The sequence below is a fragment of the Bacillus sp. M5A3_1b genome, assembly GCF_053345335.1.
In genome coordinates, this window is the sequence record NZ_JBKEZY010000016.1 from 1 (window position 1) to 17087 (window position 17087).

18 protein-coding genes, 1 rRNA gene and 1 other annotated feature are annotated in these 17087 nt (G+C 37.0%); all 19 genes read left to right on the plus strand.

All coding sequences use genetic code 11. The features are described from left to right. Positions 1-97: ribosomal RNA gene (gene rrf, locus ACLBWW_RS26745) — 5S ribosomal RNA — on the plus strand; the annotation flags it as partial. Positions 98-304: 207 nt separating this feature from the next. Further along, positions 305-766 (plus strand): transcriptional regulator CtsR, encoded by a 462-nt coding sequence (gene ctsR / locus ACLBWW_RS26750; RefSeq protein WP_001244556.1) that lies wholly within the window; start codon positions 305-307, stop codon positions 764-766. A 173-nt stretch (positions 767-939) separates the two neighbouring features. Continuing rightward, complete coding sequence (locus ACLBWW_RS26755) at positions 940-1488, plus strand: UvrB/UvrC motif-containing protein (RefSeq protein ID WP_000128404.1); 549 nt, start codon at positions 940-942, stop codon at positions 1486-1488. 4 nt (positions 1489-1492) lie between these two features. Then, entirely contained in the window at positions 1493-2557 is a 1065-nt protein-coding gene (locus ACLBWW_RS26760) for a protein arginine kinase (RefSeq protein ID WP_048543022.1), read from the plus strand. Positions 2558-2579: 22 nt separating this feature from the next. Next, positions 2580-5015 (plus strand): ATP-dependent protease ATP-binding subunit ClpC, encoded by a 2436-nt coding sequence (clpC, locus tag ACLBWW_RS26765; protein WP_000971181.1) that lies wholly within the window; start codon positions 2580-2582, stop codon positions 5013-5015. Between the two features lie 96 nt (positions 5016-5111). Beyond that, on the plus strand, positions 5112-6488 hold the full coding sequence (gene radA, locus ACLBWW_RS26770) for a DNA repair protein RadA (RefSeq protein WP_048543024.1): 1377 nt from the start codon (positions 5112-5114) through the stop codon (positions 6486-6488). Positions 6489-6491: 3 nt separating this feature from the next. After that, positions 6492-7565, plus strand: coding sequence for a DNA integrity scanning diadenylate cyclase DisA (gene disA, locus ACLBWW_RS26775; protein ID WP_000392165.1), 1074 nt, complete (start codon positions 6492-6494; stop codon positions 7563-7565). A 162-nt stretch (positions 7566-7727) separates the two neighbouring features. Beyond that, the gene (locus ACLBWW_RS26780; RefSeq protein ID WP_000919686.1) at positions 7728-8831 is read left to right on the plus strand and encodes a PIN/TRAM domain-containing protein; all 1104 of its coding nucleotides are present in this window, start codon (positions 7728-7730) and stop codon (positions 8829-8831) included. Between the two features lie 16 nt (positions 8832-8847). Further along, positions 8848-9528, plus strand: coding sequence for a 2-C-methyl-D-erythritol 4-phosphate cytidylyltransferase (gene ispD / locus ACLBWW_RS26785; protein ID WP_048543026.1), 681 nt, complete (start codon positions 8848-8850; stop codon positions 9526-9528). A gap of 115 nt (positions 9529-9643) precedes the next feature. Then, positions 9644-10120, plus strand: a complete 477-nt coding sequence (gene ispF / locus ACLBWW_RS26790) for a 2-C-methyl-D-erythritol 2,4-cyclodiphosphate synthase (RefSeq protein WP_000488386.1) — start codon at positions 9644-9646, stop codon at positions 10118-10120. Positions 10121-10209: 89 nt separating this feature from the next. Next, positions 10210-11667 (plus strand): glutamate--tRNA ligase, encoded by a 1458-nt coding sequence (gltX, locus tag ACLBWW_RS26795; protein WP_000415158.1) that lies wholly within the window; start codon positions 10210-10212, stop codon positions 11665-11667. A gap of 47 nt (positions 11668-11714) precedes the next feature. After that, positions 11715-11961: a binding site (T-box leader), on the plus strand. Between the two features lie 137 nt (positions 11962-12098). Continuing rightward, entirely contained in the window at positions 12099-12764 is a 666-nt protein-coding gene (gene cysE, locus ACLBWW_RS26800) for a serine O-acetyltransferase (RefSeq protein WP_000476500.1), read from the plus strand. Beyond that, positions 12745-14142 (plus strand): cysteine--tRNA ligase, encoded by a 1398-nt coding sequence (cysS, locus tag ACLBWW_RS26805; protein WP_000152265.1) that lies wholly within the window; start codon positions 12745-12747, stop codon positions 14140-14142. The genes cysE and cysS overlap by 20 nt, the downstream gene beginning before the upstream one ends. 2 nt (positions 14143-14144) lie before the next feature. Continuing rightward, positions 14145-14552 carry a Mini-ribonuclease 3 gene (locus ACLBWW_RS26810; RefSeq protein WP_000564263.1) on the plus strand — a complete coding sequence of 136 codons (408 nt, stop codon included), beginning with the start codon at positions 14145-14147 and terminating at the stop codon, positions 14550-14552. Continuing rightward, positions 14549-15292, plus strand: coding sequence for a 23S rRNA (guanosine(2251)-2'-O)-methyltransferase RlmB (gene rlmB / locus ACLBWW_RS26815; protein WP_000093757.1), 744 nt, complete (start codon positions 14549-14551; stop codon positions 15290-15292). Before ACLBWW_RS26810 ends, rlmB begins: the two co-directional genes overlap by 4 nt. Positions 15293-15295: 3 nt before the next feature. After that, complete coding sequence (locus ACLBWW_RS26820; protein WP_000997888.1) at positions 15296-15808, plus strand: NYN domain-containing protein; 513 nt, start codon at positions 15296-15298, stop codon at positions 15806-15808. A 67-nt stretch (positions 15809-15875) separates the two neighbouring features. Continuing rightward, entirely contained in the window at positions 15876-16535 is a 660-nt protein-coding gene (locus tag ACLBWW_RS26825; RefSeq protein ID WP_000387198.1) for an RNA polymerase sporulation sigma factor SigH, read from the plus strand. 128 nt (positions 16536-16663) lie between these two features. Continuing rightward, a complete protein-coding gene (gene rpmG / locus ACLBWW_RS26830; RefSeq protein ID WP_002070160.1) occupies positions 16664-16810 on the plus strand; it encodes a 50S ribosomal protein L33 in 147 nt (48 codons plus the stop codon). 32 nt (positions 16811-16842) lie between these two features. After that, the gene (gene secE, locus ACLBWW_RS26835; protein ID WP_001241321.1) at positions 16843-17022 is read left to right on the plus strand and encodes a preprotein translocase subunit SecE; all 180 of its coding nucleotides are present in this window, start codon (positions 16843-16845) and stop codon (positions 17020-17022) included. Positions 17023-17087: the final 65 nt, after the last annotated feature.

Genomic DNA, 17087 nt, shown 5'->3' on the forward strand with positions numbered 1-17087 from the left:
AGGTCACACCCGTTCCCATACCGAACACGGAAGTTAAGCTCTCTAGCGCCGATGGTAGTTGGGACCTTGTCCCTGTGAGAGTAGGACGTCGCCAAGCAACTAAACACGAGTCAAATGACTCGTGTTTTTTCGTGTTTTCTTTTATAATCCATAGTAATTAAAAAATGTGTTTAAATAATTATTATTTTGATTAAATACAGGGGAATGTGGCTAGGATAGTGAATAAGCAAAAGAGTTGCAAATTTTATTAATACGTATATAATTAAAGTCAAAGATAGTCAAAGTCAATAAAGGTGGCGGATAAATGAGAAATATATCTGATATCATTGAGCAATATCTAAAGCAAGTTATTGACTTAAGTAATAATAATGTGATTGAAATCAAAAGAAATGAGATTGCGGATCGATTCGAGTGCGTACCATCTCAAATCAATTATGTAATCAATACCCGTTTTACGATAGAAAGAGGATTTGTAGTAGAAAGTAAACGTGGTGGAGGAGGTTACATTCGCATTATAAAAGTCAAACTGCATGACGATATAGACATGATTGATCAAATGCTTCATATGATTGATCATAGCGTTGCGCAAGGGAATGCAGAGAGTATGATTATACGTTTAATAGAAGAGGGAATCATAACAAATCGTGAAGCTAAACTTATGTTAAGTGTACTAGATCGTTCTGTATTATCAATGGATGTTCCTTCTCGAGATGAACTTAGGGCTCGAATATTATGCGCAATGTTAAGAACACTGAAATATAAATAAATATAGCTTTTGTAAAAGAATAATAACTAAGAGATAAGGCAGTTAAATATTGTAGAGGTTTTGAAAAAAGAACACGCACTTTTATTTAAACAAGTAAAGGAAAGTGAACAATCTAGTAATGTATGAAAAGTACTATCAGATAGATCGTTCCTATTGTAAAGGTGGGGATAGTGATGACTTGTCAAAACTGTAATATAAGACCAGCAACTTTACATTATACAAAAGTAATCAACGAAAAGAAGACGGAAGTTCATCTTTGTGAGCAATGTGCAGAACAAAGTGGCTATACGTCTTTCTTTCAATCACCGCAGTCTAACTTTTCATTCCATGATTTATTTGCTGGGTTATTACACGGTGAATCAACAATGTTTGAAGAAGGACAAAACGGGCTTTCGAATACAAGTATATTAAGGTGTCCAGATTGTAAGATGACATATGAGCAATTTACAAAGGTGGGACGGTTTGGATGTGCTTCTTGTTACGATACATTTAAGGAACATTTAAAGCCATTATTAAAACGTCTGCACGGTGGACATACAGATCATTGTGGAAAAATTCCGGAACGTATAGAAGGAAATCTTCACTTAAAGAAAGAATTAGATGAACTAAAACTCATTCTGAAACAATACGTACAGAAAGAGGAGTTTGAGAAAGCTGCTGAAGTAAGGGATAATATTCGAGGTCTTGAAAATCAGCTTAGTGAGCATAGAGAGGGGGAATAGTTCTATGTCACTGGACAAAATTATGAATGAAGCGATTAGTCCATGGATGAAGGGGGATGGCCCTGATTCTGATATTGTTTTAAGTAGTCGAATTCGTTTGGCTCGTAATTTTAAAAAATATCAATTCTCTACTATGCAAAACGAAGGAGAAGCTAGACAGATTCATGAATTATTTAAAAAGGAATTTATAAATAAAACGGTAGAACCTTTTGGAGATTTTGAACTATTAAAAATGAATGAATTAACGCCTCTTCAAAGGAGAGTATTAGTTGAAAAGCATTTAATTAGTCCTAACCTTGCAGGAACAGAATATGGAGCATGTCTATTATCAGAAAGCGAACATATTAGTGTTATGCTTAATGAAGAAGACCACATTAGGATACAGTGCTTATTTTCAGGGTTACAGTTATCAGAGGCCATTCAAAGTGCCAATCTAATAGATAATTGGATAGAGGAAGAGGTTGAATATGCTTTTGATGAATCACTTGGATATATAACGAGCTGCCCTACTAACGTTGGTACAGGATTGAGGGCTTCCGTAATGATTCACTTACCGGGACTCGTTTTAACGAAAAGAATTAGCCGCATTATACAAGTAATTCAAAAATTAGGGTTAGTAGTAAGAGGAATATACGGTGAAGGTAGCGAAGCGTTAGGTAATATATTTCAAGTGTCAAATCAAATGACGCTAGGAAAATCTGAAGAAGATATTATTGCAGATTTAAAAAGTGTCATTCAACAAATCATACAGCAAGAAAAAATGGCTAGAGAATTAATTGTACAAAATTCAAGTATTGAGCTTGAAGATAAGGTTTATCGCTCTTATGGCATACTAGCAAACAGTCGGTTAATTCAATCTGCAGAAGCGGCCACTTGCTTATCAGATGTACGACTTGGTATTGATTTAGGATATATAAAAGGTGTATCGAGAAATATTTTGACTGAGCTAATGGTTCTTACACAACCAGGCATTTTACAACAATATGCAGGCGGACCTTTAGGACCAGAAGAAAGAGATTATCGAAGAGCAACCTTAATCCGTGAGCGATTACGTATTGAAAAAAACTAAGCGCAAGTAGGAGGCGATTTCTATGATGTTTGGAAGATTTACAGAAAGAGCACAGAAAGTATTAGCTTTATCTCAAGAGGAAGCAATTCGTATTGGGCATAATAATATTGGAACAGAACACATTTTACTTGGGCTTGTACGCGAAGGGGAAGGAATTGCAGCAAAAGCGTTAATTGCTCTTGGGTTAAGTCCAGAGAAGGTTCAAAAAGAGGTAGAAGCGTTAATTGGACGCGGAACAGAAGCTTCTCAAACTGTACATTATACACCGCGTGCTAAAAAGGTTATTGAGTTGTCTATGGATGAAGCTCGTAAATTAGGTCATTCTTACGTTGGAACAGAACATATCTTACTTGGTTTAATCCGTGAAGGTGAAGGTGTAGCAGCACGTGTTTTAAATAACTTAGGCGTTAGCCTAAATAAGGCAAGACAACAAGTATTGCAACTTCTTGGAAGTAATGAAGCAAGTTCAGGTCACCAAGGTGGTTCTTCAACGAATGCAAATACACCAACACTGGATAGCTTAGCACGTGATTTAACAGTTGTTGCACGTGAAAACCGTCTAGATCCTGTTATCGGTCGTGGTAAAGAAATTCAACGTGTAATTGAAGTTTTAAGTCGTAGAACAAAAAACAATCCTGTATTAATTGGAGAACCTGGTGTAGGTAAAACGGCAATTGCAGAAGGATTAGCACAACAAATTGTAAATAATGAAGTTCCTGAAACATTAAGAGATAAGCGTGTTATGACACTAGATATGGGTACAGTTGTAGCTGGAACGAAATATCGTGGTGAATTTGAAGATCGTTTAAAGAAAGTTATGGATGAAATCCGTCAAGCTGGAAACATTATTCTATTTATTGATGAACTTCATACATTAATTGGTGCAGGTGGAGCAGAAGGTGCAATTGATGCATCGAACATTTTAAAACCATCTTTAGCACGCGGAGAGTTACAATGTATCGGGGCGACAACCTTAGATGAATATCGTAAATATATTGAAAAAGACGCGGCTTTAGAAAGACGTTTCCAACCAATTCACGTTGATGAGCCAAGTTTAGACGAATCAACTCAAATCTTGAAAGGTTTACGTGATCGTTACGAAGCGCATCACCGTGTATCTATTACAGATGATGCAATTGATGCAGCTGTAAAGCTTTCAGACCGCTATATTACAGATCGTTTCTTACCAGATAAAGCAATTGATTTAATTGATGAAGCTGCTTCAAAGGTTCGCTTACGCTCTTATACAACACCACCAAATCTAAAAGAGCTTGAAGTAAAACTTGAGGAAATTAGAAAAGAAAAAGATGCAGCTGTGCAAAGTCAAGAATTTGAAAAAGCTGCTTCCTTACGTGATATGGAACAACGCTTACGTGAAAAGTTAGAAGATACGAAGCGTCAATGGAAAGAGCAACAAGGAAAAGAAAACTCAGAAGTGACAGTAGAAGATATTGCAAATGTCGTTTCTACGTGGACTCGTATACCGGTTTCTAAACTTGCACAAACAGAGACTGATAAATTATTAAACTTAGAATCCATTCTTCACAACCGTGTTATTGGTCAAGATGAAGCGGTAGTAGCTGTAGCGAAAGCTGTTCGTCGTGCTAGAGCAGGATTGAAAGATCCGAAACGTCCGATTGGTTCATTTATTTTCTTAGGACCAACAGGTGTAGGTAAAACAGAACTAGCAAGAGCATTAGCAGAATCTATGTTCGGTGATGAGGATGCAATGATTCGCATCGATATGTCTGAGTACATGGAGAAGCATTCGACTTCTCGTTTAGTTGGATCTCCTCCAGGATATGTTGGATATGAAGAAGGTGGACAATTAACAGAAAAGGTTCGCCGTAAGCCATATTCAGTTGTCCTATTAGATGAAGTAGAGAAAGCTCATCCTGATGTGTTTAACATTTTACTACAAGTATTAGAAGATGGTCGCTTAACGGATTCTAAAGGGCGTACAGTTGATTTCCGTAATACAATTGTTATTATGACATCTAACGTTGGTGCAGATGCGTTAAAACGTAATAAACATCTTGGATTTAACGTACAAGATGAGAGCCGCGATTATTCAGATATGAAAGGTAAAGTAATGGATGAACTGAAAAAGGCATTTCGTCCAGAGTTCTTAAACCGTATTGATGAAATTATCGTGTTCCATATGCTTGAGAAAAAACATATTCAAGAGATTGTAACACTTATGGTGAATCAGTTAGTGAAGCGCTTAAAAGAGCAAGAGATTGAATTGCATTTAACAGAAGGAGCGATTTCAGCCATTGCTGATAAAGGGTTTGACCGAGAATATGGTGCTCGTCCGCTTCGTAGAGCAATTCAGAAACATGTAGAAGATAGACTATCGGAAGAACTTTTAAAAGGTGCTATTGAGAAAGGACAAAAAGTTATCTTTGATGTTGAAGGGGAATCATTTGTCATTCATAGCGCTGAAAAGGTAAAATAAGTATAGACAAACTAAGAGGGCTACGAGATAGCCCTCTTTCTTGTACGAGAAGGATAAACTGTTTATAGATGAAAGTGAAGTGAAATATAAAACGATATGGCTAAAAAGAAAACAAAATTCACATGTCAAGAGTGTGGTTATCAGTCACCAAAATATATGGGGAAATGCCCTGGTTGTGGTCAATGGAATACGCTTGTTGAAGAGATGGAACCGGTTGTATCATCAAGACGGCTTAATTATGCCAATGCAATTCAATCGGAAGTAACAAAACCAAGACGCCTAACAGAAGTAGAAACAAAATCTGAGGCACGTATTGAAACGAAATTCCAAGAGTTTAACCGTGTACTTGGTGGTGGGATTGTAGATGGATCCTTAGTACTTATTGGTGGAGACCCTGGGATCGGGAAATCAACATTGTTATTACAAATTTCATCGCAATTAGCAGATTCTTCATATGATGTACTATACATATCAGGTGAGGAGTCAGCAAAGCAGATTAAACTTCGTGCAGATCGTTTGCATGTAAAGGGTAGTAATCTATTTGTTGTAGCAGAAACTGATCTACAGCGAATTGCAGCGCACATTGAAGAGATGAATCCAGCTTTTGTTGTTATTGACTCTATTCAAACGATACATTTACCTGAAGTGACGTCAGCCCCAGGAAGTGTAGCGCAAGTACGTGAATGTACAGCGGAATTAATGAAACTTGCAAAAACGAAAGGAATTCCTATTTTTATCGTCGGACATGTAACAAAAGAGGGGGCAATTGCAGGACCTCGTATGTTAGAACATATGGTCGATGCAGTTCTTTACTTTGAAGGAGATCGTCATCATACATATCGTATCTTGCGAGCTGTGAAGAATCGTTTTGGTTCCACGAATGAAATGGGTATTTTTGAAATGAAAGAGCTTGGTCTTGCGGAAGTCTTAAACCCTTCTGAAATTTTTCTTGAGGAAAGACCCGTTGGAGTCGCAGGATCAACAGTAGTTGCCTCAATGGAAGGAACAAGACCGGTTTTAGTAGAAATACAAGCATTAATCTCCCCTACTAGTTTTGGAAACCCTCGAAGAATGGCGACGGGAATTGATCATAACCGTGTATCGCTTATTATGGCAGTGCTAGAAAAAAGAACAGGTTTATTATTGCAAAACCAAGACGCATATTTAAAAGTAGCAGGTGGTTTGAAATTAGATGAACCAGCAATTGATTTAGCTGTGGCTTTAAGTATTGCTTCAAGTTTTAGAGATAAATCTACGCCACCAACTGATGCAGTAATAGGAGAAGTAGGATTAACTGGAGAAATAAGAAGAGTATCAAGAATTGAACAACGTGTACAAGAAGCAGCTAAATTAGGATTTCAACGTGCTATTATTCCTAGAAAAAATTTGGGGGGATGGACAATTCCGGATGGGATTGAGGTAGTAGGTGTATCTAATTTAGGGGAAGCGCTTCGTTTGACATTAGGAGGCTAGGCTATGGAAGAAAACAAGCAACGTGTCAAAAGCATGATTAATATTTTACAGCTCGTGGCCCCAGGAACACCACTGCGCGAAGGGATAGATAACGTGCTTCGCGCACAAACAGGGGGACTAATTGTTCTTGGGTATAATGAACAAATTAAAAGTATTGTTGATGGGGGATTTCACATTAATTGTGCATTCTCTCCTGCTAGTTTATACGAATTAGCAAAAATGGATGGGGCACTTATTTTAAATGAAACTGGAAGTAAAATTTTAATTGCAAATGCACAGTTAGTTCCAGAGGCATCTATTGATTCTATTGAAACAGGTATGCGCCACCGGACGGCAGAGCGTGTAGCAAAGCAGACAGGTAGTCTTGTTGTGGCTATTTCACAAAGACGTAACGTAATTACACTATATCAAGGGAATTTACGTTATACACTAAAGGATATAGGTGTTATTTTAACAAAGGCAAACCAAGCTATTCAAACGTTAGAAAAATATAAGGCTGTATGGAATGATGGTATTACGAATTTGGGCATTCTAGAATTTGAAGAAGTCGTTACAATGTCCGAGGTGGTTCATGTGTTACATAGTGTTGAAATGGTACTGCGGATTAAAAATGAAATATTGAGCTATATTCATGAGCTAGGAACGGAAGGTAGGTTAATTCGTTTACAACTTACAGAACTACTAGCTGATTTAGAGGCAGAGGCAGCGTTATTAATTAAAGATTATTATCAAGAAAAAACACAAGACCATCATCAAATTTTGAAAAAGTTACAAGATCTTGCGAATACACAACTTCTAGAGGATAGCGATTTAGTTAAATTGCTTGGCTATCCAGGACAAATGAGTTTAGAAGAAAGTGTGACGCCGAGAGGATACCGAATCACGAGCAAAATTTCGCGCGTTCCGCCACTTATCATTGAAAATTTAATTAATCGATTTAAGACTTTGCAAGGTGTTTGTCGAGCAACTATTAATGAATTGGATGATGTGGAAGGAATTGGAGAAGTCAGGGCGAAGAAAATACGAGAAGGCCTAAAAAGAATCCAAGAGCATCTCTATATGAGTAGACACAATTAAGAATATTACATTGATTCCATAATATAACGACACTAGAACATTTTTGGTATATGATATGGTATATTGGTAAATAAAACTATTTATAAAAAAAAACACGTCCGCTTTTGCATTCGGCGTTTTGATTAGCGAAACAATGGTTAATAATGAGTAGGAGGTGGTTCGATGTTAAAACGGATTGTACAGCTCTTCTTTCTAGTAATTGGCGGAGCGTTAGGGATTTACTTAATCCCAAAAGTTATTAATGTATTAGACATCGGTGCTGTTCCATTATTGGAAGGATCGTATGTTCGTGCAATTATTGGTGCAATTATTTTATTTTTAACAACATTTTGGCTTGTAGATTATATTGTTCAACTTATTAAGCATATTGAAGAGGCTCTTGTAAAGGCGCCTGTAGCGGATGTTTTATTTGGTACATTAGGATTAATCTCTGGTCTTATTGTTGCATATTTAATTTTAATACCAATTCGTGAATTTACAATTCCAGTTATTAGTACAGTGTTGCAAGTGTTCTTTACTCTTTTACTTGGATATTTAGGATTCCAAGTAGGGTTTAAAAAGAGGAATGAATTACTAGGATTATTTACATTACCACAACGTGGGAAGAAGAAAAATAATAATAGTGAGAATGAAGAAACTGAGGTAGAAGAATCTACAACTCATTGGAAAATTCTCGATACGAGTGTAATTATTGATGGGCGTATTGCTGATATTTGCCAAACAAAGTTTTTAGAAGGAACAATTGTGATCCCACAATTCGTGTTAGAAGAACTTCAGCACATTGCCGATTCTTCTGATGCTTTAAAGCGTAATCGTGGTCGCAGAGGATTAGATATTTTAAATCGTATTCAAAAAGAGATGCCAATTCCGGTAGAAATTTATGAAGGCGATTTCGATGATATTCAAGAAGTGGATAGCAAACTTGTAAAGTTGGCGAAAATCACTGGTGGAACGGTAGTAACGAATGATTTCAACTTAAACAAAGTTTCGGAATTACAAGGGGTAACGGTGTTAAATATTAACGATTTAGCTAATGCAATTAAACCTGTTGTACTCCCAGGTGAAGAACTGAGTGTTTATGTTGTCAAAGATGGAAAAGAACAAAATCAAGGTGTTGCATATTTAGATGATGGCACGATGATTGTAGTAGAAGATGGTAGAGAATATGTAGGTTCACAACTCAATGTGCTCGTTACTAGTGTGTTACAAACATCGGCTGGGCGTATGATTTTCGCCAAACGTAAATTATTAGAAAAAGCATTATAAGTAGAGGATTATTAATATGTATACATTAATTATTCCAGCAGCTGGTCAAGGTAAGCGGATGGGTGCTGGTAAAAACAAGTTGTTTTTACTTATTAATGAAGTACCAATTATTGTGCATACGTTACGTGCTTTTGAAAAAGATAAAGCATGCAAAAGTATTATTATGGCCATTAACGAAGAAGAACGTCCGTATTTTGAAGAATTAATGCAGAAGTATCCAATTGAAAAGCCAGTACAATTTATTCAGGGCGGAGCCGAAAGACAAGATAGTGTATATAACGCCATTCAGCATACTAGTGATGTTGAGTATGTTCTTGTACATGACGGCGCGCGTCCATTTGTAACGAAAAAAGTGATTCAAGATGTATTAACTGCAGCGGAAAAATATGGAGCGTCCATTTGTGCGGTACCAGTGAAAGATACAGTTAAGAAAGTAGAGCAGGGTATCGTTGTCGAAACGGTAGAAAGATCTCAGCTTAAAGCTGTACAAACACCACAAGGGTTCGCTGTTTCTCTTTTGTTAGAAGCTCATAGAAGTGCAAAACAGGGTTGTTTCCTTGGTACAGATGATGCAAGCCTCGTAGAACGTATCGGGAAGCAAGTAGGTGTAGTAGAGGGGAGTTACTATAATATTAAAGTGACGACTCCAGAGGATTTATTAATTGCTGAAAGTTTCCTTCATGTTCAAAAGAAATGACATTGATGATTATAGCGAAAAAAAGCTCGGCAACAGCCGGGCTTTTCTTTATAAGGATAGCAATATAATATAGAATCATAAAGCTCTGTAGTTTAGCTTGAGGAGGATGTAAAAAATGTTTCGAATTGGACAAGGTTTTGATGTGCATGAGTTTGCGGAAGGTAGACCGTTAATTATTGGTGGAATTACAATTCCTCATGAGAAAGGATTAATTGGTCATTCAGATGCAGACGTATTGTTACATACGATTGCGGATGCATGTTTAGGTGCAATTGCAGCTGGGGATATTGGAAAGCATTTCCCTGATACAGATCCTGCTTTTAAAGATGCTGATTCAGCTGTATTGCTGCAAAAAGTTTGGGAATTTGTACGTGAGCAAGGTTACGAGTTAGGGAATCTAGATTGTACAATTATTGCTCAAAAGCCAAAGATGGCACCACATATTGAAAGTATGCGTAAACGTATTAGTGAACTATTAGAAACGTCTATTGACAATATCAATGTAAAAGCAACAACAACAGAAAAATTAGGATTTACAGGTAGAGAAGAAGGAATTGCTTCTCAAGCAGTTGTTTTATTACAGAAAAAATAATGGTTTTTAATTCGTAAGATGGATAATCACATTTTTTTGGTGTACAATTATAGAATGTGTTGACATTAAGAATGGAAGGTGTACCAATTATGGAAAAGCAAGTGAGAGTGCGCTATGCGCCAAGTCCAACAGGACACTTACATATCGGAAATGCGCGTACGGCATTATTTAATTATTTATTTGCTCGTCATCAAGATGGTAAGTTTATTATTCGTATTGAAGATACTGATGTGAAACGTAATGTTGCTGGTGGAGAAGAAAGCCAATTAAAATACTTGAAATGGCTCGGTATGGACTGGGATGAAGGTGTTGATGTTGGTGGTGAATTTGGACCATATCGTCAAACAGAGCGTTTAGATATTTATAAAAAATTATATGAAGATTTATTAGAGCGCGGTTTAGCTTACAAATGTTATATGACAGAAGAAGAGCTAGAAGCAGAGCGTGAAGGTCAAATCTCTCGTGGTGAAACACCGCGTTATGCTGGAAACCACCGTGATTTAACTGAGGAGCAAATGAAGGGATTTGAGGCTGAAGGCCGCATTCCGAGTATTCGTTTCCGTGTACCGGTTGATCGCGACTACACGTTTAAAGATATCGTAAAAGATGAAGTTGCATTCCACTCAAATGATTTCGGTGATTTCGTTATCGTGAAAAAAGATGGAATTCCAACTTATAACTTTGCGGTAGCAGTAGATGATCACTTAATGGAGATTACACATGTACTTCGTGGTGATGATCATATTTCAAATACGCCAAAACAAATGATGATTTACGAAGCTTTCGGTTGGGATATTCCGCAATTTGGTCATATGACTTTAATTGTAAACGAAAGCCGTAAAAAGTTAAGTAAGCGTGATGAATCTATTATTCAATTTATTGAGCAATATAAAGAGCTTGGATATCTTCCAGAAGCAATCTTTAACTTTATTGCACTATTAGGTTGGTCGCCAGTAGGAGAAGAGGAAATCTTCTCTCAAGATGAGTTTATCAAAATGTTCGATGCAGCTCGTTTATCAAAATCGCCTGCATTATTTGATTCTCAAAAACTAAAATGGATGAACAACCAATATATGAAAAAGCAAGACTTAGATATGGTGGTAGAGTTAAGTTTACCGCATCTAGTGAAAGCTGGACGTATAGGTGAAACTTTAAGTGAACAAGAACAAGCTTGGATTCGTGATGTAATTGCGTTATATCATGAACAAATGAGTTTTGGAGCTGAAATTGTAGAGCTTTCTGAAATGTTCTTCAAAGATCATGTTGATTATGAAGAAGAAGGACAAGAAGTATTAAAAGGTGAACAAGTACCAGAAGTACTTCGTGCATTTGCGGGTCAAGTAGAAGCACTAGAAGCGATGGAACCAGCAGCAATTAAGGCGGCTATTAAAGCAGTGCAAAAGGAAACAGGTCATAAAGGTAAAAACTTATTTATGCCAATCCGTGTTGCAACTACTGGTCAAACACATGGCCCAGAGCTTCCTAATGCTATTGCACTTCTTGGAAAAGAAAAAGTTTTAAATCGTCTTCAAAAAGTAATTGGTTAACATTTTCTAGATTTAGAAATATAATAAGTATACTTAAAACCTAATAAGGAAAAGCGACGAGAAGGAGAAGTAGAAAATCAGGCTTTTTACAGAGAGAACCACCTTTAGGCTGGAAGTGGTTTATAAGCGGATTTTTGAAATGCCCCTTCGAGTCTTCTGCTGAACAGCGAATTGTTTTGTGAAACGTCTTAGGGCGTAAAGTAAGCAGAAGCGGTGTAAACCGTTATCATAGATGAGTTTGAGGCTTTCTTTAGCCTAAACAGAGTGGAACCGCGCTTATAAGGCGTCTCTGTCAATATGACAGAGGCGTCTTTTTTATACCGTAAAAGTGGATATGAGTATAAGTTTTATCCCCGTGTATAAAAATTTAGGGGGATAAGTAGGGAGTTAGTTCACTCGAAAAAGCAGCCCATAAAGGGGAGGGAGCGTCGATGTTTAAGAGGCTTCGGGAAGATATTGAAGTCGTTTTTGAACAGGATCCAGCGGCAAGAAGTTATTTTGAAGTCATTTTGACTTACTCTGGATTACATGCAGTTTGGGCCCATCGAATTGCACATGCTTTTTATAAAAAGAATTTCTTCTTTATTGCACGTTGGATCTCACAAGTTAGTCGTTTTTTTACTGGTATTGAGATTCATCCAGGAGCAACAATTGGTCGTCGTTTTTTCATAGACCATGGAATGGGGGTTGTAATTGGAGAAACGTGCGAGATTGGTGATAATGTAACGATCTATCAAGGTGTTACATTAGGTGGTACGGGTAAAGAAAAGGGGAAGAGGCACCCTACAATTCAGGATAATGTATTAATTGCAACAGGTGCTAAAGTACTAGGTTCTATTACAGTTGGAGAGAATTCTAAAATTGGAGCAGGGTCTGTCGTATTAAAAGAAGTGCCTGCACATTCTACAGTTGTAGGTATACCTGGCCGAGTCGTTATTCAAAATGGAGTAAAGATCGGTCAAGAATTAAATCATTCTGACCTTCCAGACCCAATTTTTGATAAGTTAAAGGTCATGGAAGTAGAACTTGATAAATTGAAAAAACAACTTGAAGTAAAGGTAGAAAGGAAGGATAAAAATGACTATTCACATTTATAATACGTTAACGCGTCAAAAGGAAGAGTTTACTCCATTAGAAGAAAATAAGGTAAAGATGTATGTGTGTGGACCTACAGTTTATAACTATATTCACATTGGGAATGCAAGACCACCTATGGTATTTGATACGGTACGCCGTTATTTAGAATATAAAGGGTATGATGTGCAGTATGTATCTAACTTTACTGACGTAGATGATAAATTAATTAAAGCAGCAAATGAATTAGGTGAAGATGTGCCGACAATTGCTGACCGTTTCGTTGAAGCGTATTTTGAAGATGTAACGGCACTAGGTTGCAAACATGCAACAGTTCATCCGCGTGTAACGGAAAATATGGATATCATTATTGAATTTATTCAAGAACTTGTGAATAAAGGATATGCATATGAATCAGAAGGTGATGTGTACTTTAGAACGAAGGAATTTGAAGGATACGGTAAATTATCGCATCAACCAATCGCCGACTTACGTCACGGTGCACGCATTGAAGTAGGAGAAAAGAAACAAGATCCTCTTGATTTTGCTTTATGGAAAGCTGCGAAAGAAGGAGAAATCTTCTGGGAAAGCCCTTGGGGGAAAGGTCGTCCAGGCTGGCATATTGAATGCTCGGCAATGGCGCGTAAATACTTAGGAGATACAATCGATATTCATGCTGGTGGTCAAGACTTGGCATTTCCTCATCATGAGAATGAAATTGCGCAGTCTGAGGCATTAACAGGAAAAACATTTGCACGTTATTGGATGCACAATGGATATATTAATATTAATAATGAGAAGATGTCTAAGTCACTGGGGAACTTCATTTTAGTTCACGATATCATTAAGCAATATGATCCACAGCTAATTAGATTCTTTATGCTATCGGTACATTACCGTCACCCAATTAATTTCAGTGAAGATTTACTACAAAGCACAAATAATGGACTGGAAAGAATTAAAACGGCTTACGGTAATTTAAAACACCGTATGGAAAGTAGTACTGATTTAACAGATCATAATGAGAAATGGTTAGCGGAACTGGAAAAATTCCAGACTGCATTTGAAGAAGCAATGAATGATGACTTCAACACTGCTAATGCAATCACTGAGTTATATAATGTAGCAAATCATGCAAATCAATATTTACTGGAAGAACATACGTCTACAGTTGTAATTGAAGCATACGTAAAACAACTTGAAACATTATTTGATATTTTAGGGTTAGAATTAGCGCAAGAAGAGTTGCTTGATGAAGAAATTGAGGTACTTATTCAAAAGCGCATTGAAGCTCGTAAAAATCGTGATTTTGCGTTATCGGATCAAATTCGCGATGATTTAAAAGACCGTAATATTATTTTAGAAGATACCGCTCAAGGTACAAGATGGAAAAGAGGATAAGAATGATTGATGCAAAGCAATTAAACAGCTTAGCGTTAGCATATATGGGTGATGCGGTATATGAACAATATATCCGCTATCACCTACTTCAAAAAGGGAAAGTTCGTCCTAATCAATTGCATCGATTAGGGACAAGCTTTGTTTCGGCAAAAGCACAGGCGAAAGTTGTTTATCATTTATTAGAGACAGCATTTTTAACAGAGGAAGAAGAGGCGGTACTAAGAAGAGGGCGTAATGCAAATTCAGGTACTGTCCCGAAAAATACTGATGTACAAACATATCGATATAGTACAGCCTTTGAAGCGTTAATTGGCTATCATCACTTATTAAATAATCGTGAAAGATTAGACGAAATTGTATATAAGGCAATTGCTGTTTTAGAAGAAAAGGAAGGGGGCACATCATCATGAGTAGTGAATATATTATCGGACGTAACCCTGTAATTGAAGCGTTACGCTCAGGAAGAGATATTAATAAAATTTGGATCGCGGAAGGTGCTGCCAAAGGACAAATACAAATTGTACTAGCACTAGCGAAAGAAAATAAGATTATTTTACAACATGCACCAAAGAAGAAGTTAGATCAATTAGTTGAGGGGAACCATCAAGGTGTAATTGCTCAAGTGGCTGCATATCAATACGCTGAGCTAGAAGATCTATTTAAAGTGGCAGAGAAGCGTAACGAAGATCCGTTCTTCTTAATTTTAGATGAAATCGAAGACCCGCATAACCTAGGTTCTATTATGCGTACGGCGGATGCAACAGGAGCTCATGGAATTATTATTCCGAAAAGAAGAGCTGTGGGACTTACTGCATCAGTTGCGAAAGCATCGACTGGAGCAATTGAATATATTCCTGTTGCACGTGTAACGAATTTATCTCGTACAATCGATGAATTAAAAGAACGTGGACTTTGGATTGCTGGTACAGATGCAAAAGGGAAAACGGATTACCGTAATTTAGATGGTAAAATGCCAATTGGATTAGTAATTGGAAGTGAAGGAAAAGGTATGAGTCGTATTATTGGTGAAAAATGTGATTTCTTAATTACTTTACCGATGGTCGGTAAAGTTACATCCTTAAATGCTTCAGTAGCCGCAAGTTTGTTAATGTATGAGGTATATCGTAAGCGTCACGAAATTGGTAAATAAAAAATGAACGATATTTTAATCGTTGACGGTTACAACATTATCGGAGCTTGGGGAGACTTGAAGAAACTACGGGATGTAGATTTGCAATCATCAAGAGATGCACTGATTGATAAGATGGCGGATTACCAAGGATACACAGGTACAAAGGTAATGATAGTCTTTGATGCTTATACAGTCCAAGGTATTGAAAAAAAGATGAAACAATCGCGTGTGGAAGTCATATTCACGAGGAAGAATCAAACTGCAGATGAAAAGATAGAGCAGCTTGCGATTGAGCTTAGAAATATAAATACGCAAATATATGTTGCGACTTCTGATTATACGGAACAATGGGTTATATTTGCGCAAGGTGCTCTTCGGAAATCTGCACGTGAATTGGAGTTGGAAGTACAAGCGATGGAGCAACAAGTAAGAAGGCGTACACAAGACACAAAAGAAAAGCAACCCGCCATGCGAAAGATATTTAGTAAAGATATTACAGAAAAATTAGAAAAATTAAGAAGAGGAGAGCGTTGAAGCATTGACGCTCTTTATCTTTTTACTGTATAATATTGCTAAATAAATAGCGGTCGGAGGGATCAAGGTGGAAGCAGGCTTCGTAAGTGTAGGCGACGTTACATTTCGTGATTTAGAGGATGAGGCAATCGTTGAGTTAGTTCGAAAAGGTAATACTGACGCTCTAGAATATTTGATTCACAAATATAAGAACTTTGTTCGCGCGAAATCAAGATCTTATTTCTTAGTGGGTGCCGATCGAGAAGATATTGTTCAAGAAGGTATGATTGGATTGTTTAAAGCGATTCGTGATTATAAAGAGGACAAGCTGTCTTCATTCAAAGCATTTGCTGAACTGTGTATCACTCGGCAAATTATTACCGCTATTAAAACAGCAACAAGGCAAAAACATATTCCGTTAAATTCATATGTGTCTTTAGATAAGCCGATTTATGATGAGGAATCTGATCGGACATTATTAGATGTTATTTCGGAAGCGAAGGTAACGGATCCTGAAGAAATGATTATAAGTCAGGAAGAATATACAGACATAGAATCTAAAATATCTGAATTATTAAGCGATTTAGAAAGAAAAGTGCTTTCTTTATATCTGGATGGTCGTTCTTATCAAGAGATTTCGGAACAGTTAAACAGACATGTGAAATCTATTGATAACGCTTTACAGAGGGTGAAGCGGAAATTGGAACGATATATGGAAATGAGAGAGAGTACCACTTTAAATTCATAACAAATGCTACAGGTGTAAAAAATCACCTGTTTTCTTTTTGGAGAGAGTGCAAAAGGCATGTCATTGACATTGTCTTTTGTTGTATGATACATTTTTAGGGACATAATGTTACAAGGTTGGTGTAACTAATGAGAAAAAAAGTTGTACTCTCATGTGAAGAGTGTAAAAATCGAAACTACTCTACGATGAAAGATACGAGCTCAGTAGAGCGACTTGAAATAAAGAAGTTTTGTAAAACATGCAATCAGCATACAGTTCACAAGGAAACAAAATAAATAATTGAAATAATACACTGGAGGTCCCGTAGATGCGTTTAACGAACTTTTTCGGCGATGTAGGTCGCGAAATGAAAAAAGTAAGTTGGCCTAAAAAAGATGAATTACTCCGTTCAACAGCGACTGTTATCGCTACAGTTGTCTTCTTTGCGATTTTCTTCGCAGTGGTTGATATGGGCATTTCTTCTTTAATTCGGTTAATTCTTGGTTAATTCTTGAATAAGAAGCACTTATCCATGATATAATGTTATTTATAAGAACTGTGTAAAAGCCCGGT

Coding starts and splice junctions, on each gene's coding strand:
- secE (WP_001241321.1), top strand. CDS start 16,843: ATGCGTTTAACGAACTTTTTCGGCGATGTAGGTCGCGAAATGAAAAAA.
- gltX (WP_000415158.1), top strand. CDS start 10,210: ATGGAAAAGCAAGTGAGAGTGCGCTATGCGCCAAGTCCAACAGGACAC.
- ispD (WP_048543026.1), top strand. CDS start 8,848: ATGTATACATTAATTATTCCAGCAGCTGGTCAAGGTAAGCGGATGGGT.
- ACLBWW_RS26755 (WP_000128404.1), top strand. CDS start 940: ATGACTTGTCAAAACTGTAATATAAGACCAGCAACTTTACATTATACA.
- ispF (WP_000488386.1), top strand. CDS start 9,644: ATGTTTCGAATTGGACAAGGTTTTGATGTGCATGAGTTTGCGGAAGGT.
- ACLBWW_RS26760 (WP_048543022.1), top strand. CDS start 1,493: ATGTCACTGGACAAAATTATGAATGAAGCGATTAGTCCATGGATGAAG.
- ctsR (WP_001244556.1), top strand. CDS start 305: ATGAGAAATATATCTGATATCATTGAGCAATATCTAAAGCAAGTTATT.
- ACLBWW_RS26810 (WP_000564263.1), top strand. CDS start 14,145: ATGATTGATGCAAAGCAATTAAACAGCTTAGCGTTAGCATATATGGGT.
- cysE (WP_000476500.1), top strand. CDS start 12,099: ATGTTTAAGAGGCTTCGGGAAGATATTGAAGTCGTTTTTGAACAGGAT.
- rlmB (WP_000093757.1), top strand. CDS start 14,549: ATGAGTAGTGAATATATTATCGGACGTAACCCTGTAATTGAAGCGTTA.
- clpC (WP_000971181.1), top strand. CDS start 2,580: ATGATGTTTGGAAGATTTACAGAAAGAGCACAGAAAGTATTAGCTTTA.
- radA (WP_048543024.1), top strand. CDS start 5,112: ATGGCTAAAAAGAAAACAAAATTCACATGTCAAGAGTGTGGTTATCAG.
- cysS (WP_000152265.1), top strand. CDS start 12,745: ATGACTATTCACATTTATAATACGTTAACGCGTCAAAAGGAAGAGTTT.
- rpmG (WP_002070160.1), top strand. CDS start 16,664: ATGAGAAAAAAAGTTGTACTCTCATGTGAAGAGTGTAAAAATCGAAAC.
- ACLBWW_RS26820 (WP_000997888.1), top strand. CDS start 15,296: ATGAACGATATTTTAATCGTTGACGGTTACAACATTATCGGAGCTTGG.
- ACLBWW_RS26780 (WP_000919686.1), top strand. CDS start 7,728: ATGTTAAAACGGATTGTACAGCTCTTCTTTCTAGTAATTGGCGGAGCG.
- disA (WP_000392165.1), top strand. CDS start 6,492: ATGGAAGAAAACAAGCAACGTGTCAAAAGCATGATTAATATTTTACAG.